Source organism: Tetragenococcus koreensis, from assembly GCF_003795145.1.
GTDB lineage: Bacteria > Bacillota > Bacilli > Lactobacillales > Enterococcaceae > Tetragenococcus > Tetragenococcus koreensis.
Genome location: NZ_CP027786.1, coordinates 2,007,070 through 2,030,137 on the forward strand (window position 1 = coordinate 2,007,070; position 23,068 = coordinate 2,030,137).

Below are 23,068 nucleotides of genomic sequence, written 5' to 3' on the forward strand. Positions count from 1 at the left end.
GCAAACGCTCTGCTTTATTTTATTATTTGTTCATTTCATGGTTTTTCTTGGCGGCAGCTTCAACTGCCTTCATGACACTCGCACGAAAATTACTTTCTTCTAAAGACTGAACCGCTGCAATAGTGGTCCCCTTAGGTGAAGTCACCATATCTTTTAACTCTCCTGGATGTTTTCCTGTATCTTCTACCATTTTAGCAGCACCTAAAACTGCTTGAGTTGCAAATTCATAAGCATCGTCTCTGGGCAATCCTTCTAAAACAGCGCCATCAGCTAAAGCTTCAATAAATAAGTAAACATAAGCTGGTGCAGATCCGGAAACGCCCACGACAGCATCAATTAATTCTTCTGAAACAACCTTTGCTTTCCCAAAACTGTCGAACACATCTACTACAAGTTGTATTTCTTCTTGAGTGGTAAGTTTATTGGGTGAAATGGATGACATCGCCTGGTTCACCATCGCAGGTGTATTTGGCATAGCACGAATAATCTTATGCGGCCCAGTTAACTTTTCAATTTGTTGAATACTTACACCGGCTGCAATTGAAACGAGCACGTGCTCCTTTTGTAAATAAGGGTTTATTTGCGGAAGTATCTGAGTTAAGATCGTCGGTTTTACCGCGAAGATAATCAGATCAGACTGCTGAAACAATTCCTCTTCCCGCAAAATTACCTGGATACCATAAGTTTCCTCTACCTTTTTTAAGGTCGGTTCATAGCGATGATTATAAACATAGATCTCTTCTTTTTGGTAAAATCCAGAGTTAATCAACCCAGAAATAATTGCTTGAGCCATATTACCTGCTCCATAAAACCCGATCGTATGTTTCACTTTACTCACTCCTCTGTTTTAAATGTGATCACTTTGCCATTTTCAGCGTGCAAATATCCTCTTTGCGGCACTTGCAAATGTAAGTATAAAGAAAATGATAATTCACAGATGTGCTCTTTTTCACCTTGTTGAAAGACTCCGTACCATTTCCCTAGATCTTCTGCTTTTTTCTTAGAAACAAGTAAATAGTAACCGCGAATCACTTGTTTTTCTGTTTTACGTAAAATATGTTGAATTTGGTTATAAACAAAAAACAACAGTAGTCCTATTGTAATGATAACAACCAGATAGCCCAAGTTTTCACCTGCTCTTTTATGTACTGAGCCCTTCTTCATTAATGACGATATCGATTCCCACACTAATTTTCAGTGCTTCATTAGCTTTTTCCATAGTCTCTTCTTCTAATACACACACTTTTTCTTTTAATCGTGTTTTATCAATCGTGCGGATTTGTTCTAACAAAATGACCGAATCTTTATCTAATCCTTTGTTCGTTTTTTCAATATCGATATGCGTAGGTAATTTTGATTTCTCCATTTTTGCCGTTACAGCAGCTACAATGACCGTTGGGCTAAAATAATTGCCCAAATCGTTAGAAACAATCAGAACAGGGCGAACACCGCCTTGTTCTGAACCTACGACTGGAGATAAATCTGCGTAGTAAATCTCTCCGCGTTTTATCATAGACATCATCCTTTTCCCACATATTCTCTTGGTACACGTCCTGAAATTAAGCAAGCCACTTCATAATTGTTCGTACCTTCATATGCAGCGATATCTTGCAAGGTGATTTCTTTTGTTCCATCTTTTCCAACTAACGTTACTTTCGTTCCTTCTTCTATTTTTTTTGGTAAACGCACCATAATTTGATCCATGCATACACGACCCACAACTTCGCAAGGTTCTCCACTAATTAACACGTGAAATCCTTGCATTTGACGAGTATACCCATCTGCATAACCAATTGGAATAGTAGCAATCCATTCTTCTTTATTTGTTTCATACGTTTTCCCGTAGCCAATACCAAATCCCTTAGGTAATTTTTTCGTTTGGACAATCTCCGATACTAAAGAAAGAGCTGGTTGTAGTGGATAAGTTGGTTCAAGTGCAGTTCCTGAGGGATTTAGTCCATACATTGCTATCCCTAAACGGACCATGTTGCCTACATCTTCGTGCCACATAGCAGTCGCACTATTAGCTGTATGAATATATTTAGGCTTATAGGGCAAAGCCTGCAATATATCATTAAAGCATTGACTTTGTGCTTGAAAATATTGTGCATCTTCTTGATCTGCTGTCGCAAAATGCGTGAAGATGCCTTCCCAATAAAAGTGTTCTTGTTTTTCAATCACTTCTATTGCCTGATTAATTTCGTCAGAATTTAAAAAGCCGATCCGTCCCATGCCGGTATCTGCTTTGATATGTATACGCAGTGTTAAAGAAGTATCTGCTAAATAACTAGCTGCTTCTTTTAGCCAGCCTATTTCTGCCACCGGTACAGATAGATTGTAAGCCGCTGCTAAGCGAACATCTGCTGGTGAGATAATACCTAAAATAAGAATGGGGTGGGTAAGCCCATTGTGGCGCAACTCCAGTGCTTCGTCAAGCGTAGCCGTACAAAAACCTTCAGCACCAGCTTTCAAAGCTGCCTGAGCAATAGGAACGGCGCCATGACCATAACCATCTGCTTTAACCACGGCAAAAATTGCCTTATCGGCATGCCGTTGCTTTTCCTGTGCAACATTTTGTTGGATAGCATTTAAATCAATGATTGCTTTTGTAGGACGGTGATATGAGATAGCCAAAATACTTTTCCTTCTTTCTATGTTTCCAAAACAATTTGTGCCAAAGCCAATTCATCCGTATGAGTGATAGAGACAAATACCGCTCCTTCTGTGAAAGGTGAAGCAGTGACCACTGGGGCCCCCGCAGAGTTGGGCAAAACTTCAATTTCTTGTAAGGATATTTTTCCAATACCTGTACCCCAAGCCTTTGCAAATGCTTCTTTGCAAGCGAAACGGCCACCTAAAAACTCAATCTGTCGTTTAGCAGATAGCTGTGAAAATAATTGGTATTCCTTTTCAGTCAAAATGCGTTTGATTAATTTGGGTTTTTCATGAATTATATTTTTGATACGTCCTAATTCAACGACGTCTAAGCCAGTACCATAAATCATCTCGTTTACTCTTTTCTTAGAATTTACACTTATTCTATCAAATTTTTTTGAAAAACTATAGAATATTTACGCTAAAACAAAAAAATGATTGAGAAAATTAAATTTTCTCAATCATTTTTACTTAATTTTTGCCGTTTCGGATAACAAAATCTTGTTTCTTTTCACTTCCACGTCGGCTCTTTTTAGGTTGACCTTCTTTATTACCAGGTCCCTTATTATTTTTCTTATGGTAGTCTTTATTATTTTTACGACGATCTTGCCGATAATTTCCATTATCACGGTCACGTGAGTAGTTCTTACGGCGGCCTTGTCCTTTGTTTTGTTTACCCTTGCCCTTAGGTAAAGGACGTTCCGGAGTAATTTTTACTGGCACAACGTCAGCAGGATCTTTGGCTAAGGTCTTCAATAATAAAGCAGCTAGATCTTGTGCTGAATAACGTTCTAACAAGTCATTAGCTTCTTTGCTATACTTGTCCAAACCATTTTCAGCCATTTTTTCGTCGATCGTTTCTACCGCTTGAGTAACTTGTCCTTTAAACGCTTCCTTATCAGAAGGTGGACGCATCGGCGTCATACGTTTTTTCGTCAAGTTTTCAATAACATGTAGATAATTCATTTCATTTGGCGTCACAAAAGTAACAGAAACACCGCTTTTTCCAGCACGTCCTGTCCGACCGATACGGTGAACATAACTTTCCGGATCTTGTGGGATATCATAATTATAAACATGCGTCACACCAGAAATATCCAAACCTCTAGCAGCCACGTCTGTTGCAACTAAAATATCCAGTTGACCTTTTTTAAATGACCGTAATACGCTCATACGTTTTTGTTGCGAAAGGTCACCGTGGATTCCTTCTGCTTTGTAGCCACGTGCTTCTAATCCGCGTGCTATTTCATCCACACGACGTTTTGTACGACCAAAAATAAGCGTTAATTCTGGTAATTGAACATCAAAAAGTCGAGTCATAATGTCGAATTTTTCATAATCTTTGGCACGTACATAATATTGATCAATCGAATCAGCAGTCATTTCTTTTGCTTTGATCTGAACGTGATGTGGATCTTTCATAAATTTCACACCGATAGATTTAATTTCTTTAGGCATGGTAGCTGAAAACAGTAATGTTTGTCGTTTATCAGGGACTTGGGCAATAATTTTTTCGATATCTTCCAAAAAGCCCATATTCAGCATTTCATCTGCTTCATCCAGCACCAATGTTTCCACGGTAGAAAGCTTCAACGTACGGCGGTTGATATGGTCAAGCATCCGGCCAGGTGTTCCTACTACAATATGTGGATGATCTTTTAATTGGCGAATTTGACGTCCAATATCAGCACCACCGTAGACTGCTTGTACCTTAATTTTTTTCTCTTTACCTAAACGGAATAGTTCTTCTTGTGTTTGAATCGCTAGCTCCCGCGTTGGCGAAATAACCAATCCTTGAATTTGTTTTTTGTTAGTATCGATTTTTTCTAACATAGGCAAACCAAAAGCAGCTGTTTTACCAGTACCTGTTTGCGCCTGTCCAATCACATCTTTACCTTGCATGGCTAATGGAATGGTTTCTTCTTGAATCGGTGTTGCTTCTTCAAAACCGCTTTTTTGTACAGCGTCTAATAAGACCTGTGATAAATCTAGTTCTTTAAATTTCAAATAAATCCTCCTCTTTAGAAACATGAGAAAGGGTTGCTATTTTTTCTCTCTCACTTTTATGAAGCGTCAGTCTTTTTCTGCGATAGCTTACAATCTTGTCCCTGAATATAAATTAAAAGCATCGTTTCTACCGAAAAACCGCTTCTTGAAGGCATTAGAAAAGGCTAGGACAAAACCAGTTCTTTTTTTGTCTTAGCCTCATTCATTTGAATTTATTCTGACGAATTTTGCTATTTCTATAACCTATAAAAAGGTTGGTTTATTTATCAGTTATTTCAATTATACTTCATCTTTCGGCACGTTTAACAGTATAACATGATTTGAAACTTTCAGCAAGTTTCCAGATTTAATTTCACTTTTTTTGTAAAGCTGTAATAACTTCTGCTAATCCCATCCCGTTACTTCCTTTTAAAAGTAGCGAATCTTGCGGCTGTATGTCTTTTTTGATCGTTTCAATTAGTTCTTTTTTATTTTCATGGGCAAAGTAATAAATATGGTCACGTTTATCTTTTAAAGAATGATATAAAGCATTCATTTCCGGCCCAAATAGATAAACTTCCGCAAAAGCATCTGTGATATGTTGCGCCATCTGCATATGCATTTGTCTAGAGTCATTTCCTAATTCAAGCATATCTGCTAGCACGATGATTTTTCTGCCTGGCAGCGGTAGCTCAGCAAAACTATCAAGCACCAGCCCCATCGCTGTCGGATTTGCATTATATACATCGCTTAAGATATCCGCCCCATTAAACGCCTTACTCCACTGGGTGCGATCTTTGGTCAGTTGAAAATTCTTTAAGCCGGTTGCAATCTCGTCATCGCTCAACCCAAAATAATGACCAAAGCTATAAGCAACTAATGCGTTTTTGACATTATACCTGCCGATAACCGGGATCAGGAAGTTTTGTTCGCCAATCGCAAACTCCGTACTCTCTTTGGTAGTTTTTAATACTTTTGCTTGAACCGTTCCTTCTGTTAACCCAAAAGTTACTATTTTTTGGCTTAGGGAAGAAACAAGCGGTTGTAATAAAGGTTCATCTGCAGGTATAAATAAAATCCCATCTTTTTTTAAGCCTGCAGTAATTTCCATCTTACCTTTAGCAATACCACTTCGTGAACCTAGGCTTTCAATATGCGCCTCACCGATTAAAGTAATTGCCGCTGCATCTGGTTTACCAATCTGAGAAAGTAGTGTTAAATCACCCGCATGGTCCATTCCCATCTCCAGCACTAAAACTTCTGTTGTTTCAGGCATATGTAAAATCGTATATGGTAAGCCCAAATCATTATTATAATTTCCTTGCGTTTTATATGTTTGATATTTTTGTGCCAAAACCGCTTCTGTCATGTCCTTAGTCGTTGTTTTGCCGTTACTTCCAGTAATAGCCACAACTTTAGGAGCAACTCTTTTTCGATAATAACTTGCCAATTTTTGAAAGGCTTTTTTCGTATCTGACACTGAAAAAACAAATAGACCTTCCGGCGCTTTGCTTATATCTTCGCTCCAAAGTGTTGCAACGGCTCCGTTTTCTTTTGCCTGTTCAGCAAACTGATGGCCATCAAGGGTCCCTTTTAATGGAACAAAGAGACTATTGGGAATTATTTTCCTACTATCAAATTCGACATTGGTAATCATCTGAGTACTATCCTGGGAGCCTCCCAAGACTTCTGCAATTTCTTTAACCGTTAAGTTCATATTTTCTCCTTGATATATTTAGCATTCATTTTTTATCTTTTTATCTTGCTAATTCGTTGTGAAGTGTTTAATTCACACAGGTTCACCTATGAATGTAGGTACAAAAAACAAGACACTACACCTTAAATGTATGTGCCTTGTTTTATCTTCTATTCCCCTACATCGATGCGAAATTTTTTCTTTTGATTGTATTGGTTCAAACCAAGTTGAATCAATTCTTCAATCAAATCCCCATAAGGTAATCCCGTTTTTTCCCATAATGAAGGATACATACTAAATTGCGTAAAACCAGGCATGGTATTTACTTCATTTAAAAATAGTTCATTCTTATTAGTTAAAAAGAAATCACAACGGGCCAAGCCACTGCCACCTAAAGTCGTATAAGCTATTTTTGCATATTCTCGCGCTTTTGCTTGGGCTTCTTCAGGAATCTGTGCTGGGATCTGCATTTTAATATTGTTATCGATATATTTTGAATTATAGTCATAAAAGGCAACGTCTTTGACGATTTCACCTGGAAGCGTCGTTCGTACATCCTCATTACCTAGAATTGCTACTTCAATCTCACGCGCTTCGATGCTTTGTTCAATTACCACGCGCGAATCATAGCGATAAGCTTCAACCAACGCTTGCTGTAATTCTTCGCGATCGTGAGCTTTCGTTATACCGACACTTGAACCCATATTAGCAGGTTTAACAAACATCGGATAAAGTAGCGTTCCTTCACATTGTTCAAAAATCTTTTTAGGATTTTCTTTCCACTGACTTTTCAGCACAGGAACATAAGGAACTTGGGGAATATCGACCGCATATAAAATATATTTGGTCATAATTTTATCCATACAACCGGCACTGGTCATTACACCTGCCCCGATATAAGGCATATCAATTGTTTCAAGGAAACCTTGAATGGTTCCGTCTTCGCCGTTTGGACCATGAAGAATCGGTAACACAATAGCATCCTCTTCTTTAATTTGGCAAGGTTGAATTAATTTATCAGTATCCCCTGCACTTCCCCAATGAAGATGAAGCACTTCTTCTGAAGCTGGTTTTTCATTCAGTAAAGGTCCTTTAACCCATTGGCCATCTTTTGTAATATAAACCAGTTGAACTTGGTAATAATTATAATAAACTGCACTGAGCACAGAAAAAGCCGAAAGTATCGACACATCATGCTCTGCACTTTGTCCTCCATATAATAAAATAATTTTCAAAGCTTTTCCTCCTATATCCGAGTGTCACTTTCAATTTATTTCTCATATATTTTAGCACAAAATGTTAATACCGAACATGTTTTTTTATTTTATCCTTTTTATTTGCCAAGTTCTTTTGCTAAAAATTCATTTAATACCATAAAAAAATGTTCGCGATCTTTTTTTGTGAAAGCTTTAGGACCTTTTGTCTTTTTCCCTGCTTTACGCATCTGAGCGCTCATATATCGTTGGTTTAATAAAATATCAATTGTTTCTTTTTTATATTCCTCACCAGAATGATGAAATACCCGGGCTCCTTTGGGTAAAGCTAATGAAGCTAACCCATAATCTTGGGTAACCAAAATATCATTGGGTTCGACCAATTTCACAATCTCATAATCTGCTTGCTCTGCCCCTTTATCTACATAAATAAAATGAACAAATTCTGGCTCTTCTTTATTTGTATAATGATCAATACTAGTCACAATTAAAACAGGTAACTGAAATTTTTTTCCTAATTGAATGACTTCTTCTTTTACCGGAGAGCCGTCCCCATCAATCATTAATCGCATTACTATCGCTTCCTTTAACCTTACTATTTGTAAAAAAGAGGCCGCTATTATCGCTAAACTGAACATAAATCATTTTCGATGCTACGGTTCGGTACTAAGCACATCTGTAATCGTATATTCACCATCGCTCTTATGATCTTTAACCTCTTCTCGTGCTTCAAGGTCATTAAAATGCCACCATTCAGAAGCAAGAGGCGTCATCTCTGCGTTAACAAAATATTCTTGCAGGGCAAGTGCTGCTTGGTTCATCTCAGGCCGAAGTTCAGCTTCTTTCCAAGCATCTGGGTCAAATGAGGTCACTGGATGAGTAAAAACGGCAGAGGCTGAGCTTAATTCATGCATCGGTGTGGGCATATCATATTCCGTATAGTCCTCTACAACATCTACGGAATAATCCCCATAAAAAGTCGTTTCCTGTTCATCAATTTGGGCTAAACTCACATCAATGGCAAAACCCATTTGATGATTGGATACTTCATCATTAATGAACCAGGACATCGCCCAAGGTGGCGTATCTGCCCCTGCATTTACCGTATCATTTGTATCTGCCAATTTCGTTAGCTGATCAAAAACCTTTTCTTGTGCGTTATGCGGACGATAGGTCTCATAAATAAGCAACGTTTCGCCATTTTCTAGCGCCTGGGATTGGGCGTTGGAAATTTTTTTGGCCGTGGTATATAAAACAGGGATGACAAATTCTTCTTTTCCAAGTCTTTCATTATCGGCTTTCCCATCATATAAAGTCGCGTTGGTCACCTCTGGTATATCAACACCTGAAGAGCGATATAATGACGAATACGTATTGGTGTTATCATAAGCCGCAGATGGCAGTACATCAGGTAAATTGATAAAGGCATATTGATGTTCGACCCAACCTTGCGTACCTTCCCATTCAATCTCCCACCAGTCGCCGTCTTCTTGTAAAATTTTAAACGCCGTTCCTGGTTCCAGGGTCTCCTCTGTCTCTGCATCCGAATCCGCTTGACTTTTTACCGCTAGATCGACCGGTGCATAACCGGAAGCATTAACAATAGGTAATTCAAACTCACCCTCATAGGGATTCTCTTCAGGCCCAGTCGATCCTTCCGATGATTCTTCTGATGACTCTTGAGAGGTATCAGTCGTCGTTGAACGAGCTTCTTCTGAAGATTCGTTCACAACCGTTGAATTTTCGGATTCATTTGCGAATGGATTATCTAGTTGAATAACAATCGCCAAACTAACCCCTACAACTACGATAAGCAGCAATGATAAGCCGAAAATAATTTTTTTATTCTTTTTCATCCACTATCTCTCCCCTCAAAAAATATAATATCTTAGTACATATAAAACCAGGAGATGAACAGGATAGACAATGTAAAATCCCCACTTCATTAGGAAAGATTTTTTCCCTCGTGTACCATCATAAATCGTCAGTAATGGAACCACCAGCAAAATACCTAAACGAAAAATGGCATTACCATCCGTGATTGAAAAACCAGGTAAGACATAAAAAAGCATGCCAATCAAAGTAAAACTAAGCATTTGTAAAGAAAAATTTTTTCTAAAAATACCAAAGGCTAAAATCCATAACACGCTAATATAATTCCAGTCAGCCGTCCAAGACAATAGACAGCACATTAAAATCACCAGAATTTTTACCGGTATAGGCATCACTTTCGATTGACTTGTAGATAGTGCTAACAACCCCATAAACAATCCCCAAATGACGCTGGTTGCTTGCAAAGAGGTTAAATTAAAATAAAGGATATAGGGATAATGAGAGAGTAAAGCAAAAATGAATAATCTTTTAAAATATTTTTTCTTATTGGATGTATGAAAGTAACCTTCTGAAATAAGGTAACACATAATCGGTGCTGCGAGTCTACCAAACATACGTAAAATAACATAGAGTGACGAATTGCTTGGAACCAACCAAAACGTGGAATGATCAACGATCATCGCCGTCACTGCGATGATTTTTAATGCGTTCGCATTTAATGAAAGTTTAAATGAAGGCTTAATTGTATATTCCAAATGGGCTTCCTTTCTTTATAAAAATCGGTTTTTATATTGTACATATTCAGTTCCGTGGTTTCAGTTTGCCTTAACTGTTTTAAAATGCTTCTCTAATTAACTATTATTTTCTAAGACTTCAAAAGAATAAATATTCACACAACATCTATTTTTAAAACATGATATCATACGATAGCTTCTTTTTAATATTAAATATTTTTATCAAAATATTAACTCAAGTTTCGCACATGTAAAATGATATTAAACAACGGTCTTATCAACTCTTAGGTCGAAAAAAGTCCTGATATTGACTGCCTACCTTTTTATACAAAAAGAACTCCTTTTGTTTTATAATTGATTTAACCACAAACCAAAAACAAAGGAGTTCTTGCCTTTATGGTACACTTAAAAGCTATTAAAAATCAATTACCGAATGAAATAAAAGCCCTTTTTTCTGAATTAAAAGTCACGCAATTTTTAAAACAAGCCCATATGGAAAAGCAAAAAGGGTATTCGGTGGCTATTCTATTCACTTTTCTCTTTAGCCTCGTCTTTAAAGGAAAATCCTTAAACCAAGTTCTCAGTGGGCGGGAAAGCGACCAATACATGAAAAAAGATACCGTGTATCGATGGATGAACAATCCCCATAACAACTGGCGTCTGTTTTTACTTCGGTTTAGTGCGTCTGTCATCGAAAAGCTCCATTCTTTAACGGATACGAAAACCCATATTCGGACGTTGATCTTGGATGATTCGACGTTTTATCGTAATCGAAGCCAAGAGGTACCAGGCTTAGCTCGTCTTTGGGATCATGCGCTCAAACAAGGATACAAAGGGTATCGTATGCTTACTTTAGGGTTCTCCGATGGCTATTCTTTCATTCCGATTGATTTCGGGTTACTATCCGGTAAGAAAAAAGTGAACCAAACAATAGCAGAAAAAGATCAACGAACCGTAGGAGCCAAACGATTCAACGAATCAAGTCGTAAAATGCCCGAAGTGGCACTTGAGATGGTTCAACGCGCCTTGAACCAAGGGATTTACGCCACCCATGTGTTGATGGATAAATGGTTTACTTCCCCTAAAATGATAGACCAATTACACGATATGGGGATTCACACCATTGGGATGGTGAAAAATGGAAAAACCAAATACCTTTTTCATCAACGTTTATACAAGCTGGAAGAACTTTATGCCAAATCTACGAAAGAATATACACAAGAAGCGATTATTTCCTCGATTGTGGTGAAACCAAGCTCCGGCAAAAATCCCGTGAAAATCGTTTTTGTCAAAAATCACAATAAGAAAAGTGCTTGGTTGGCGATTATGACCGATGATCTGGATTTATCTTCCCAAGAAATGGTCAAAACATACTCGGCGAGATGGGACATCGAGACATTTTTTAAGGCATCGAAATCATTGCTTCATCTGACTAAAGAAACACAAACGCGACATTATCAAGCCTTAATTTGTCACACCACCATTGTGTTCACACGGTATATTTTATTAAGCTGGCAGCAGCGCTGTGCCAATGATGAGCGGACCTTAGGTGGCTTATTTTATGAACTGGGCGATCAAATAAAAGAACTCGATTGGTCCGCTGCTCTTATCGAATTAGTACATATTATTCAAGCGGTAAGTGAAGAATCAGGAAGCCAATTACAAGATTTTATTACAAGTCAACTCCAACACTGGGTGGATACTCTGCCCCGTTATATCAAGGCTTATCTCCCAGATTTGGTGTGCGAAACTTGAGATATTAATTTTGTAACAGCTTCTATGAATGCCTCCAATTAATATGTTCAATATCTCTATATCAGAGTTTATAAAAAAATAACGTTAGTGCTAAAAATCACTTGATTTTTAGCACTAACGTTATTACGAGCGTTATTGAAATATTTTATATTTAAACATCGTCCTGTTTCTAGTAAGGAATAAAAAAAGGGTCTATAATATTTAGTGTTGTTACTCATAGAATGAGTGATAGCACTTATTTTTTTGTATAACAAAAAAGCATTTGTTTCCTTTATAATTAAGTTGGACACAAAATCTAAAGGAGGAAACAAATGCTTCATTATAAAGATATCAAAAACAAAGACAATAATCTAGACCTAGCGGTTAAAAATCTACTCAATATGAAGGACCCTCACATCTTTTTTTCGGCTCAAGCGGTTCAAAAAGAAAACCTTCATCATCGAATGACCAATGTCTTTTACGGTGTCCTCACGTACACTCCGAAAGCTTGCGAGTGTTGTGGTGTGATAAATGAAGGGAACACTCTTATAAAACATTCCTTGAAGCCTTCTGATATTCAGTTACTTCCTTATCAGGAAGTGCCTAGTATCTTGCGATTATTTAAACAACGCTTTTACTGTAAAGCCTGTCATCATACCTTTAGCGCCAAAACCTATTATATCGCTAAAGATTGTTATATTTCGCAAGCCTTGAAATTTGCCATTGCCGTCGATCTAAAGAAAAAAATTTCTATGAAGGATATTGCTTTGCGTTATTTGGTTTCGGTTAAAACGGTGGAGCGTGTATTAGATACCTTCTATAAAGGGCCCCAATTCAGACCAAACGATCTGCCTAAGCATTTATTAATCGATGAGTTTAAAGGAACAAAGGATTGTGAGGGCGCCATGTGTTTTATCTTTAGCGACGCTCAAACCGGGAAAATCATCGACATCTTAGAGGACCGTCGAAACTTCAAATGAGTCGCTTACTTTCAACGGTTTGCTTACCAAGCCCGTCAAAAAGTCCAACATGTGGTCATGGATATGAATGCTTCTTATAGTCCCATGATCCACCAAGTGTTCCCGAAGGCGAAGATCCTTATCGATCATTTCCATGTCATCCAACAAATCTCGCGCGCCTTCAACCAACAACGCATTCGTTCAATGAACAAGCTGAAAAAGGGAGACGCCCAACAAATGAAAGATTATCGAAAGTTAAAAAAATACTGGAAACAATTGCAAAAGAAACATCAACATTTAGGGTACGAACAACTAAAACAGTTTCCTCTTTTTCGCAAAAAATACGTCACAGAATCCGAAGTGGTCGATTATTTATTAACGATTGATCCTGTCCTCCAAGCTTCTTATGAAGTTTATCAAGGGCTCCTGGAGGCTTTTGAGAAGCGCGAAGCGCAACAGTTCTTTACCATTATTGACCAACTCCCTCAAATGCTAGAAGAACCGTTTCGCAAGTCCCTTCGTTTCTTAACTAAATACCGAAACGCCATTATGTTGTCCTTTACCCAGCCTTATTCGAATGGAAAACTTGAAGGGAAAAACAACCTGATTAAAGTCATACAACGGGTCGCTTTTGGCTTTCGTTCCTTCCAACATTTACGGAAACGAGTGCTTATTCAACAAGGGCTCCTGGAAGTCCTATAAAATAACAAAAAAAGAAGAACCGAAGTCCTTCTTTTTTATAAAGGTTTTGCTTAAACAACACTACTTGTCAAAGACCCTAAAAAAATCTGCTGTTTTAGCTTAAATAGCTAAAACAGCAGATCTTTATCAGTACTAAACTATAGTAGGAAATGTACTTCCACAAGAACATTTTCCCGGCATCCTGCAATCCGGCAGGGGAGTGAATACTCGTATGCCGCTGTTTGAGGTCACCGACGATTCGTCGGCTTCTCGGCTCATCGCATAACGTTCATTCTAACACAAAAAAAGACGAATAACTAGAGTTAATTCCCTAGAATCTTTTGCGCTGCTTCATTTTTTTCGTAAAAAAGATAAAAAAAGAAATAAAAAGAAGAAAACCCACGTTTTTTCCCATTTTAATAAGGAAAAATAAACGTTTTCTTTTTTTCTTGAACAGTCTTTCTTTAAAAAAGAGCGCACGAAAGACACGGGTAAAAATACACCGTGTTTTTTTATGATGGCGAGAGTTACGCCGCGGGTCGTTTTTCTTGGGCTAAGGCGCGTTTTTTCTTCGCTAACATCAAGCAAAATGTGGTGGTCACATGCAATTTCATTTTCGCTAAGCCCCGTATCCGATGATCTTCAAAGAGATAATCGCGGTCGATCCGGCCGTTAACCCGTTCCACGGCGGAGCGCTCGTTATAATAACGTTGAAATTTTTTCGAATCCCGCCCGATCAAGTTAAAGACCCGTGGATCTTCGGCGCGTGGAATCGAAACCCGATGAATCCCCGCCCCATTTTTCGGATGCGTTTCATAACGAAGGGTGTCCGAAGCGGCATGATACCCCTTGTATTGCGCTCGGATAAGCTTTCCTCGATGGCTCACATAATAAACTTCACCTTTATAAGTATAAACGAAGTCGGTATCTTGATATTGTCGGGTGCTTTCTCCTTGCCAATGATTTACGATATCGATGATCGGCTTCATCCCTCGATCTTCAATGATCTCGCGTAATTTTCCTCCGTCATAGCCTTTATCTGCGGATAAATGGTCGCAACGTTCCGCCAGCCAGGAAGGCATTTGGGCCACCATTTCCTTAGCCACCGTTTTTTCCCCATTCGCCGCGGGTGTTACTCGAAATAAAAGGGGCAACTCATATCTGGCATCGGCGATTAGATGCACGCGATAACCATAAAACCAAGCGGATTTTGTTTGGATTTTCCCTTCTTTTGTCGTAGAGGTATAAGACTTTTGGGTATAATTGGCATCGTGATCTCGGCGCCCCTCGCATTTTTTCTTTTTTGGCGGTCTTTGGGCATAGGCTTCAATAATTTTGCCATCCAAAGCTAAGCTTTCGCCGAGGTCGGAGAGCGCTTCTTGTAGCTCCTCGGTCATATGGGCAAATAGGGCGTCGAGCAGGTCTTGAACATCGATCAGTCGCCTTTGAAATCGTGTGAAAGCTGAAGGACTAGGAGCTAAACTTTTGCGGCCGTTTTTTCGATTGTAGCGTGGTTCAAGATGACAAGCATGACGTAAAAAAGGATTCCGCTCAAGTTCATTGATTAACTCCGTGGGCCCTTGATGATGGAAGACAAACATCGCAATCCAGCAGCGAAACATCGCTTCGTTCGGCCAATCATCGCGACCGCTCGCACGTCGGTCATCTAATTCCTGGATCAAGTGCTGGTAAGGGATCTGATTTAATAGAGCTTCAAACTCTTGAAGCGGTCCGCAATCAAAATCTTCAAATAAGTTGATATTGTATGGTACAATAGTTTCAGAATTCATAAGAAAAGCCTCCTATTTAGTTTTGTCGTTACTACTATTATAGTGGAAATCGCTCGATTTGTCGGCTTTTCTTATGATTCTTTTTTCTATTTTCATTTATACCGTGAAATTCTAAAAAAATAGAAATCGGAAAGGCCAAATCCTCATTTCATAGGGTTTTACCTTCCGATTTCTTTTTTATTACAATCGTTAATCCTTGTAAGACAAGGACTTTCAACATCGCGATTTATTCCCCTAAAATCGTACTAATTTTTGTATTGATCAAATCAATTGCTACATGATTTTGTCCACCTTCAGGAACTACCACATCTGCATAGCGTTTGGTCGGTTCAACAAATTGATGATACATTGGTTTGACAACAGATAAATACTGATTGATTACCGAATCAAGAGTCCGTCCTCTTTCTTCTATGTCACGTTTAATACGACGAATAATCCGAATATCATCATCCGTATCTACATAAACTTTGATATCCATCATATTACGTAAACGTTCATCCGCTAAAATTAAAATACCTTCTAGAATAATGACTTCTTTAGGCTCCTGAACTTCAATTTTATTGCTACGTGTATGAGCTACGTAATCATAGACAGGCTTTTGGATCGTTTCATAATGCAATAATTTATTTAAATGTTCGATCAATAAGTCGGTGTCAAACGCAAATGGGTGATCGTAATTGGTTTTCAGCCTTTCTTCAAAGGGAAGATCACTTTGGTCTTTATAATAAGAATCATGTTCAAGCATCGTAATTGAATGATTAGGAAAACGATCTAAAATTGCATGACTAACGCTTGTTTTTCCGCTACCAGAACCTCCTGTCACCCCAATAATAATCGGTTTATGCTTTGCCATCATTTTTCCCTCTTTCATTTTTTATCATAAAAAGCTGTTCAAATCGCTTATTGTGGGCTGGCTAATACGTCATAAATATCTTCTAGGCGAGAAATTTGAAAAGTCGGTTTTATTTTGGCATCCGCCGCAGCAGCAATTGGATTAAACCAGATCGTATCGATCCCTGCATTTTTTCCGCCTTGAATATCTGATGTCAAAGAATCACCGATAATTACTGTCTCTTCTTTTTGTAGATGAGGTGCCTGAGTAAAGACATAATCAAAAAATTCAATCATAGGTTTTTGGAAACCGGCTTGTTCAGAAATGAAAATATCTTTGAAATAAGGATATAGTTTAGCATCGGTTAAACGTTGGAATTGGGTATTTGCTAAGCCATTTGTTACCACATACAAATCAGCTTTAGCCGATAAATCACGAATAATTTCTAAGCTATTGCCAATTCTTTTATGTCCTTGATTCAAAAATTGTCGGTATCTTTGCTCTGTTTTTACACTATCTACTTTTTTACCCAAACGTTCAAAAAAAAGACCAAAGCGACCGTTAACCACTTCATCAGAAGTCAAATTCCCTTTTTCATGTTCTTCCCAACGCTTTTGGTTGATTGTTTTATACAAAGTTTCATTTTCTGGTGTCAATGGCACACCTAATTCGTTAAATAAGGCTTTTAGTGCTTGTTGTTCTGCATCATGAAAATCTAGTAACGTATTATCTACATCAAATAATAAATTTTTATAGCGCATGATATACTCCTTGTCCCTTTACTGAAGAATATCGTACCTTAATTGTGAAACAACGTCAATGAGTGCTACCCGTCCATCATTTATTAATAAACTTTAATGTTGATTTGACTTATTCGCTTTTTTCTTTTAAAGTGGTAACAAAGTAAATAAAGTTTCTCACTACACACAGCGTTAAGACCTGGTGGAGAAAGTTATCGTTGATTGATTAAAGGACAGCTGTGTATTTAAGCTGCCCTTTTTTTGTATAACTTATCGATCATGTATTATCATTTTGGTATTCGAGTAACCAATATTTGCTTGAAAGTATTGTTTAGCACAAATTTTAGGAGGAAAATAAGTTATGGCAGTCTCATTAGAAGTAGAAAAAAGAGCCGTTCGTCCACGTTCAATTAGAAACAAATTGCGTCACGAAGGAAGAGTTCCGGCAGTTGTCAATGGTTACAAAATTGAAAGTACCACCATTTCTGTTGACGCTCAAGAATTAGACAGAGTTTTACGTGAAAACGGACTAAACTCAGTTATCACGATGAATATCGATGGTAAAAAAGTGAATACTTTAGTTCAAAATTATTCATCAGATACATTCACACAACACATCATCCATGTTGAGTTCTTATCTGTAAACATGTCAGAAGAACAAGAAGTAGATGCAGAAATCGTTCTTGTCGGCGAATCAAGTGGTGTAAAATCAGGCGGTGTCCTTACTCAAACATTATACAGTGCTACCGTTTCAGCTACGCCAGATAAATTACCTGAAAATATCGAAGTAGATGTCTCTGCTTTAGAAATTGGTGATTCTATCAACATTAGCGACATTCCAGTGTCAAAAGACTACACTATTGTCAACGAAGCAGAAGAACAAGTAGCTGCTGTTAATGAACCAGAAATTGAAGAAGAACCAGAAGAAGAAGCTGAAGAAGCTGAACCAGAAGTAATCGGTGAAAGCGAAGAAGATTCAGAAGAATAATAAAAAAACCTTGAGATCGTCAGGTCTCAAGGTTTTTATCTATTAAAGTGATTCAAATTCGGTTTGCTCTACATCTTTCAAGCTAACAATCCAAGCATTCAGCTCATCTTCATCATTTAACACATCTACATTTTCATCAACCTTTTCATTGATCGAAGAAACGATCCCCGATAAAGGGCTGGCAAATTCACTAATTGCTTTTTCTGCTTCAAGTTCGATCAAAGTATCCCCTTTTTTATAGGTTTGCCCAACTTTTGGAAGTGAAGCAAATGAAATTTTTCCTAGTTCATCTTGAGCTTCATTTGTCAGACCTACAACATATTCTTTTCCATTATGTAGCACCCATAAATTATCGACTTTTTTTAAACATTGTTTTTTCATGATGCGAATACTCCTTCATAATCATTCTCATGGAACCCGATTGTTAAAAAATGATCCTCATTATCAACTAAAATCGGACGCTTAATCAACATACCATCTGTTGAGAGTACCTGACAAGCTTCCTCAAGTGTATACCCGTCTACTTTATCTTTCAAGCCTAACGCACGATATTTTTGTCCGCTGGTATTAAAGAAGCGCCGAACCGGTAAGCCGCTTTCTTTAACCCATTTTTCTAATTTTTCTTTGCTAGGAACTTCTTTAATCATATCAACAAATTCAACGTCTTTTCCCTGTTCTTCTAACCATTTTTGGGCATTCTTACAGGTACTACATTTAGGGTACCAGTATAATCTTAGCATCTACTCAGCTCCTGTCTTTGTTAAATCAATCCTCATTGGCAGCTTGATAACGCATGGCTAAAATCAAACCTACACCCATCATATTACTCAAAAGCGCCGAACCACCCTGACTAATAAACGGAAGAGGAATCCCAGTTAAAGGTAACAAACCGATGTTAGCTCCAATGTTTTCAAACACATGGAACAAAATCATCATAATAATGCCCGTTGCAATATAGGAATAAAATTCATTATTTGTATCAAAACAAACACGAATCATCCGATAGATCAAAATAAAATACAATAAGACTACAAATGCACTACCAACAAAACCAAAGTTTTCCCCGATAACTGAAAAGATCATATCAGATTCGCGTACTTGTACGGCAATTTCACTAGTATTAAATCCCTTACCAAATAAACCGCCGGAACCAATAGCCATTAAAGCCGATGCCACTTGCATAGAATCCCCTTGAACGTCATGAAACGGATCTAACCAGGAATCAATCCGCGCAAATTGATAATCAGAAAACAGGCCAATATTGGAAAGAAATTCTCGCCCGCCGTCATTTAAAACTAAGACAATCGTCCCCACACTGATCACTAAAAACACAGCAACTACGGGTAAAATAATCTTCCATGAAATTCCAGACATCAGGAATATACCACCAAAAATTGCTAAAAAGACCAACATCGTTCCAAAATCATCTTGTAATGTAATTAAAATTAGCACAGGCGCCACAACTGCTAGCATTTTTGCAATCAAAATACCATCTGTCTTTAAATTGCGAACTTGATAGTTAGCATTATGTTTAGTAACCACCATTGCCAGCATTAAAATTATCGCAATCTTCATTAATTCTGCTGGTTGTACAGTAATAGGACCTAAACTAAACCAGTTTTTAGAACCAGTAGCTCTTTGCATAGCTGGATCATAAAATTGTACTAATAATGCCATCACAACTAGCCCTGCTGCATATACGTATTTGGCCATCAACCAAAGCCACTTTGACTTGATATGCATAATACAAATCACTGCAACAATTCCAACAATGTACCAAATTAACTGTTGAAATACGTCACCCCAAGGGTTGGTATTTCCTAACGGGTCATGATAAGACGCAACATACAAAGAAGCTAAGCCTATTAAACATAATAAAAAGACAGGTAGAATTACGCCATAATCGATTTTGTTGTCATTTTTAAAAAGGTTCCTTTTTTCCATCTGCTCTCTCTTTTCCTAAAAAATACTTTCTTCATTATAGGGGTAATCGATTATAAAAGAAAGCCTTGTATTCAGACATTCAAAAAAATTTTAGAATTGCACCATTTATTCTCTTCAATTTTGTTAAAAATGAAAAATTTTTCGAAAAATAGCAGCCAGTATCCATAGGATAAAACCCACTAACAAGAAAAAAAGAAAAACTCGCACGATATCGCTCCAAGTATCAACAGGAAACCAACCGCTAAATACTAAAATAGGAAACACAGTTAGCAACATGACAAAACAATGAATCAGAGTTTGCTTTGTCAGACTCCAAGAATCCATTTGATAAATGATCGTTGCCGCGCTAACCCAAAAAGCAATCCAAGCAGAAATAAACGTGCCTCTGGCTTCGATATTTCTTTCTTGTATATACAAAACAAGCGCAATAAGTGACATCATTACAAGAGGAATACTTCCACGCAACAATCCTTTCAATAATAATTGCATTGTTTTTCTCCTTCCTTTTTGTAAAAATCTTTTTCAATAGTTAACCGTTATTAATAAATTGAAAGAGATGCCTGTTAACTTTTCGTAAACAACAAACCATTTGTTATTTCACCCAACAACAATACTTTTATACCTACTCAAAAATTACCATGGCTTCGTAATGACCCCTTATTTTCTTTTGTTTCAGTATATCATATGAGGGACAGCTGTTTTGCTTTTTATTTCATCTAAGTTAGTTCAAATTCTCTGCCCCATTTTCTGCCCCATAACCAATTTTTGAAAAAATAAAAAACGTTAGTACCTACTATAAAAAGCAGTGTACCAACGTTTTAAGGAGTGCCAGCAACAGGACTTGAACCTGCGACCTACGCGTTACGAGTGCGTTGCTCTACCAACTGAGCTAAGCTGGCGAAATACATATGAAATTATAAGAAACTTTTCGCGATTTGTAAAGGAAAACTTTTAAAAAAGCCTATTGTCTGAAAATTTTCAAGAATTATGCTATAATGGAACTAAGGAGGTTTTATATATGGCAACATTTGGTAAATTTGATACATCCATTGACCCATCAGAAGTAGGTAAAGAGTTTACGGTTGATGAACATGTAGCGTTTGAAGTACATAACCAGTCAGAAACAGGAACAATTACGAAGCAATTGAAGAATTCAGCCCTCATTAAGATTGACGAAACAAGTTCGAACCAAGACCTCATTGGGCAAACGAATGGTGTCATTATCATCAATTACAAACAGATGAAACCAACTGAATAATAAAAAAAAGTGAATCTTAATCGATTCACTTTTTTTTATTATTATTTTGTACCAAACAAACGATCGCCAGCATCGCCTAGGCCTGGAACGATATATCCATCTTCGTTTAAGTAGTCGTCTAGCGCAGCTGTATAGATATCTACATCAGGATGAGCTTCTTGCAAGGCTTTAACACCTTCTGGAGCAGAAACGATACAAACAAATTTAATATTAGAAGCGCCCCGTTTTTTCAATGAATCAATTGCCATAATCGCTGATCCACCGGTTGCAAGCATGGGGTCAACCACTAGTAGTTGACGACTATCAATATCTTCTGGCATTTTCACAAAATATTCATGCGGTTCTAAGGTTTCTTCATCACGATACAAACCAACATGGCCAACTTTAGCAGCTGGAATGAGTTGTAAGATTCCATCGACCATACCTAAGCCAGCGCGCAAGATTGGGACAATAGCTACTTTTTTGCCAGCCAATGTTTTTTGTGTCGTCAGTTGGATAGGAGTTTCAATCTCGATATTTTCAGTTGGCATATCACGAGAGATTTCGTAAGCCATCAGCATAGCGAGCTCATCAACCACCTCACGAAAAACTTTTGTTCCGCACTCTTTTTCCCGAATAATGGTCAACTTATGTTGAATTAACGGATGATCGATCACTTGAAATTTTCCCATTTTTTAAGGCTCCTTTATTTTTTCTCTATTGTAATCTAAAAATAGACTACAAGCAAATACTTACAAGAGAGTTTAACTACTAACCATTTGAAACTAAGCCGTATAAAGTGGATGAGCATCGGTCAACGCTTGGACTGAAGCTTTTACTTCGTCAAGGACAGCTTGATTTTCTTTGTTTTCCAAGACTTTTATAATCAAGTGTGCCACTTCCGCAGCTTCACTTTCATTAAACCCACGACTAGTGATCGCAGGAGTTCCTACACGAATACCACTTGTTTTAAATGGGCTCAATTTTTCAAAGGGAATCGCATTTTTATTGACCGTAATATGAACAGAATCTAAAAGTTTCTCCGCTTCTTTTCCGGTCATATCGTAATCTGTGACATCGACTAAAAGTAGATGATTGTCAGTGGCACCGGAAACCAGTCGAATATTTTCAGCTTGATTAAATACTTTTTCCATCGCTTTTGCATTCTTGAGGACTTGTTGACTATATGATTTAAAACTAGGATCTAACGCTTCATTGAAAGCAACTGCTTTTCCTGCAATCACATGTTCCAAAGGTCCTCCTTGAATTCCTGGAAATACATTACTGTTTACCTTTTTAGCTAACGCTTCGTCATTAGTCAGAATCATCCCGCCACGAGGACCGCGCAACGTTTTATGTGTCGTTGTCGTCGTAATATCCGCATAAGGAATTGGGCTTGGGTGAAGGCCGCTAGCAACTAGTCCTGCAATATGCGCCATGTCAACCATTAGTTTGGCATCAACTTCATCTGCAATTTCTTTAAATGCAGCAAAATCAATCATGCGAGAATAAGCACTTGCTCCGGCAACAATAAGTTTTGGTTGATGTTTGTGGGCTAAAGCACGCACATTGTCAATATCGATCATTTCTGTTTTAGGATCAACGCCATAGCTGACAAAATGGTAGGTTTTACCACTAAAATTTACTGGAGATCCATGTGTCAGGTGACCACCTGCAGATAAGTCCATCCCTAGAACAGTATCTCCTTCTTCAATCAAGGATAAATAAGCTGCCGTGTTCGCTTGTGAACCGGAATGTGGCTGAACATTAGCGAATTTAGCGCCGAATATTTTTTTAGCACGTTCAATCGCTAAATTTTCGATAACATCTATAAATTCACATCCACCGTAATAACGACGTCCAGGATAGCCTTCTGCATATTTGTTTGTTAAAATGCTGCCTTGAGCTTCCATCACTGTTTTTGAGACGATATTTTCTGAGGCAATCAATTCTAAATTATTTTGCTGACGGTTAGCTTCATCTTCAATCGCAGTACCGATTTCTAAATCAAAATCTTTTATAGCCATGTCAAAAACACCCCTTTT

General features: G+C 37.8%; 23 protein-coding genes, 1 tRNA gene and 1 pseudogene. 4 read left to right on the forward strand and 21 right to left on the reverse strand.

Translation table 11 applies throughout. The features are described 5' to 3' along the window. Nucleotides 1–22: 22 nt before the first annotated feature. The 11 genes from proC to C7K43_RS09705 form a co-directional block, all read right to left on the reverse strand. The gene (gene proC / locus C7K43_RS09655; protein ID WP_124006649.1) at nucleotides 23–829 is read right to left on the reverse strand and encodes a pyrroline-5-carboxylate reductase; all 807 of its coding nucleotides are present in this window, start codon (nucleotides 827–829) and stop codon (nucleotides 23–25) included. A 5-nt stretch (nucleotides 830–834) separates the two neighbouring features. Continuing rightward, nucleotides 835–1,125, reverse strand: a complete 291-nt coding sequence (locus tag C7K43_RS09660; protein WP_124006650.1) for a hypothetical protein — start codon at nucleotides 1,123–1,125, stop codon at nucleotides 835–837. A gap of 16 nt (nucleotides 1,126–1,141) precedes the next feature. Then, nucleotides 1,142–1,513: a type II toxin-antitoxin system PemK/MazF family toxin gene (locus C7K43_RS09665; RefSeq protein WP_124006651.1), complete on the reverse strand. Its 372-nt coding sequence runs from the start codon at nucleotides 1,511–1,513 to the stop codon at nucleotides 1,142–1,144. A 5-nt stretch (nucleotides 1,514–1,518) separates the two neighbouring features. Then, a complete protein-coding gene (gene alr / locus C7K43_RS09670) occupies nucleotides 1,519–2,634 on the reverse strand; it encodes an alanine racemase (protein ID WP_124006652.1) in 1,116 nt (371 codons plus the stop codon). Nucleotides 2,635–2,651: 17 nt separating this feature from the next. After that, nucleotides 2,652–3,005: a holo-ACP synthase gene (gene acpS, locus C7K43_RS09675; protein ID WP_124006653.1), complete on the reverse strand. Its 354-nt coding sequence runs from the start codon at nucleotides 3,003–3,005 to the stop codon at nucleotides 2,652–2,654. A 121-nt stretch (nucleotides 3,006–3,126) separates the two neighbouring features. Beyond that, on the reverse strand, nucleotides 3,127–4,662 hold the full coding sequence (cshA, locus tag C7K43_RS09680; RefSeq protein ID WP_168712003.1) for a degradosome RNA helicase CshA: 1,536 nt from the start codon (nucleotides 4,660–4,662) through the stop codon (nucleotides 3,127–3,129). A 352-nt stretch (nucleotides 4,663–5,014) separates the two neighbouring features. Next, nucleotides 5,015–6,358, reverse strand: coding sequence for a UDP-N-acetylmuramoyl-tripeptide--D-alanyl-D-alanine ligase (locus C7K43_RS09685; protein ID WP_124006655.1), 1,344 nt, complete (start codon nucleotides 6,356–6,358; stop codon nucleotides 5,015–5,017). Nucleotides 6,359–6,507: 149 nt separating this feature from the next. After that, nucleotides 6,508–7,572, reverse strand: a complete 1,065-nt coding sequence (locus C7K43_RS09690) for a D-alanine--D-alanine ligase (RefSeq protein WP_124006656.1) — start codon at nucleotides 7,570–7,572, stop codon at nucleotides 6,508–6,510. A 98-nt stretch (nucleotides 7,573–7,670) separates the two neighbouring features. Continuing rightward, nucleotides 7,671–8,123, reverse strand: a complete 453-nt coding sequence (locus C7K43_RS09695; RefSeq protein ID WP_124006657.1) for a YaiI/YqxD family protein — start codon at nucleotides 8,121–8,123, stop codon at nucleotides 7,671–7,673. An 81-nt stretch (nucleotides 8,124–8,204) separates the two neighbouring features. Beyond that, complete coding sequence (locus C7K43_RS09700; RefSeq protein ID WP_124006658.1) at nucleotides 8,205–9,407, reverse strand: SH3 domain-containing protein; 1,203 nt, start codon at nucleotides 9,405–9,407, stop codon at nucleotides 8,205–8,207. Nucleotides 9,408–9,422: 15 nt separating this feature from the next. Beyond that, nucleotides 9,423–10,139, reverse strand: a complete 717-nt coding sequence (locus C7K43_RS09705; RefSeq protein WP_226996649.1) for a TraX family protein — start codon at nucleotides 10,137–10,139, stop codon at nucleotides 9,423–9,425. Nucleotides 10,140–10,514: 375 nt separating this feature from the next. Here C7K43_RS09705 and C7K43_RS09710 point away from each other — a divergent pair, with 375 nt between their 5' ends. Together C7K43_RS09710 and C7K43_RS09715 are read left to right on the forward strand one after the other, a co-directional pair. Further along, a complete protein-coding gene (locus C7K43_RS09710) occupies nucleotides 10,515–11,873 on the forward strand; it encodes an IS4 family transposase (protein ID WP_094243264.1) in 1,359 nt (452 codons plus the stop codon). A gap of 311 nt (nucleotides 11,874–12,184) precedes the next feature. Beyond that, nucleotides 12,185–13,513 (forward strand): annotated as a pseudogene (locus tag C7K43_RS09715) (ISL3 family transposase). Nucleotides 13,514–14,019: 506 nt separating this feature from the next. On the opposite strand, the gene C7K43_RS09720 reads toward C7K43_RS09715, so the two are convergent. The 3 genes from C7K43_RS09720 to C7K43_RS09730 all read right to left on the reverse strand — a co-directional run bounded on the left by C7K43_RS09720 (nucleotide 14,020) and on the right by C7K43_RS09730 (nucleotide 16,875). Next, on the reverse strand, nucleotides 14,020–15,282 hold the full coding sequence (locus C7K43_RS09720; protein WP_124006641.1) for a transposase: 1,263 nt from the start codon (nucleotides 15,280–15,282) through the stop codon (nucleotides 14,020–14,022). Between the two features lie 226 nt (nucleotides 15,283–15,508). Continuing rightward, nucleotides 15,509–16,135 carry a uridine kinase gene (gene udk, locus C7K43_RS09725; protein ID WP_124006659.1) on the reverse strand — a complete coding sequence of 209 codons (627 nt, stop codon included), beginning with the start codon at nucleotides 16,133–16,135 and terminating at the stop codon, nucleotides 15,509–15,511. A 47-nt stretch (nucleotides 16,136–16,182) separates the two neighbouring features. Beyond that, entirely contained in the window at nucleotides 16,183–16,875 is a 693-nt protein-coding gene (locus tag C7K43_RS09730; protein WP_124006660.1) for a YjjG family noncanonical pyrimidine nucleotidase, read from the reverse strand. 340 nt (nucleotides 16,876–17,215) lie between these two features. On the opposite strand from C7K43_RS09730, the gene C7K43_RS09735 reads away from it, so the two are divergent. After that, entirely contained in the window at nucleotides 17,216–17,842 is a 627-nt protein-coding gene (locus C7K43_RS09735) for a 50S ribosomal protein L25/general stress protein Ctc (RefSeq protein ID WP_124006661.1), read from the forward strand. A 42-nt stretch (nucleotides 17,843–17,884) separates the two neighbouring features. On the opposite strand, the gene C7K43_RS09740 is transcribed toward C7K43_RS09735, so the two are convergent. The 5 genes from C7K43_RS09740 to C7K43_RS09760 all read right to left on the reverse strand — a co-directional run bounded on the left by C7K43_RS09740 (nucleotide 17,885) and on the right by C7K43_RS09760 (nucleotide 20,685). After that, the gene (locus tag C7K43_RS09740) at nucleotides 17,885–18,223 is read right to left on the reverse strand and encodes a glycine cleavage system H family protein (protein ID WP_124006662.1); all 339 of its coding nucleotides are present in this window, start codon (nucleotides 18,221–18,223) and stop codon (nucleotides 17,885–17,887) included. Continuing rightward, nucleotides 18,220–18,582, reverse strand: a complete 363-nt coding sequence (locus C7K43_RS09745) for an arsenate reductase family protein (RefSeq protein ID WP_124006663.1) — start codon at nucleotides 18,580–18,582, stop codon at nucleotides 18,220–18,222. The genes C7K43_RS09740 and C7K43_RS09745 overlap by 4 nt, the downstream gene beginning before the upstream one ends. 25 nt (nucleotides 18,583–18,607) lie before the next feature. Then, on the reverse strand, nucleotides 18,608–19,786 hold the full coding sequence (locus C7K43_RS09750) for an FtsW/RodA/SpoVE family cell cycle protein (protein ID WP_124006664.1): 1,179 nt from the start codon (nucleotides 19,784–19,786) through the stop codon (nucleotides 18,608–18,610). 123 nt (nucleotides 19,787–19,909) lie between these two features. Further along, on the reverse strand, nucleotides 19,910–20,275 hold the full coding sequence (locus tag C7K43_RS09755; RefSeq protein ID WP_124006665.1) for a DUF3021 family protein: 366 nt from the start codon (nucleotides 20,273–20,275) through the stop codon (nucleotides 19,910–19,912). 337 nt (nucleotides 20,276–20,612) lie between these two features. Beyond that, nucleotides 20,613–20,685: transfer RNA gene (locus C7K43_RS09760), tRNA-Thr, on the reverse strand. A 119-nt stretch (nucleotides 20,686–20,804) separates the two neighbouring features. On the opposite strand from C7K43_RS09760, the gene C7K43_RS09765 reads away from it, so the two are divergent. After that, nucleotides 20,805–21,044 carry a hypothetical protein gene (locus tag C7K43_RS09765; protein WP_124006666.1) on the forward strand — a complete coding sequence of 80 codons (240 nt, stop codon included), beginning with the start codon at nucleotides 20,805–20,807 and terminating at the stop codon, nucleotides 21,042–21,044. Nucleotides 21,045–21,085: 41 nt separating this feature from the next. On the opposite strand, the gene upp is transcribed toward C7K43_RS09765, so the two are convergent. Both upp and glyA read right to left on the reverse strand, forming a co-directional pair. After that, nucleotides 21,086–21,715: a uracil phosphoribosyltransferase gene (gene upp / locus C7K43_RS09770; RefSeq protein ID WP_124006667.1), complete on the reverse strand. Its 630-nt coding sequence runs from the start codon at nucleotides 21,713–21,715 to the stop codon at nucleotides 21,086–21,088. Between the two features lie 93 nt (nucleotides 21,716–21,808). Beyond that, on the reverse strand, nucleotides 21,809–23,050 hold the full coding sequence (glyA, locus tag C7K43_RS09775; protein WP_124006668.1) for a serine hydroxymethyltransferase: 1,242 nt from the start codon (nucleotides 23,048–23,050) through the stop codon (nucleotides 21,809–21,811). Nucleotides 23,051–23,068: the final 18 nt, after the last annotated feature.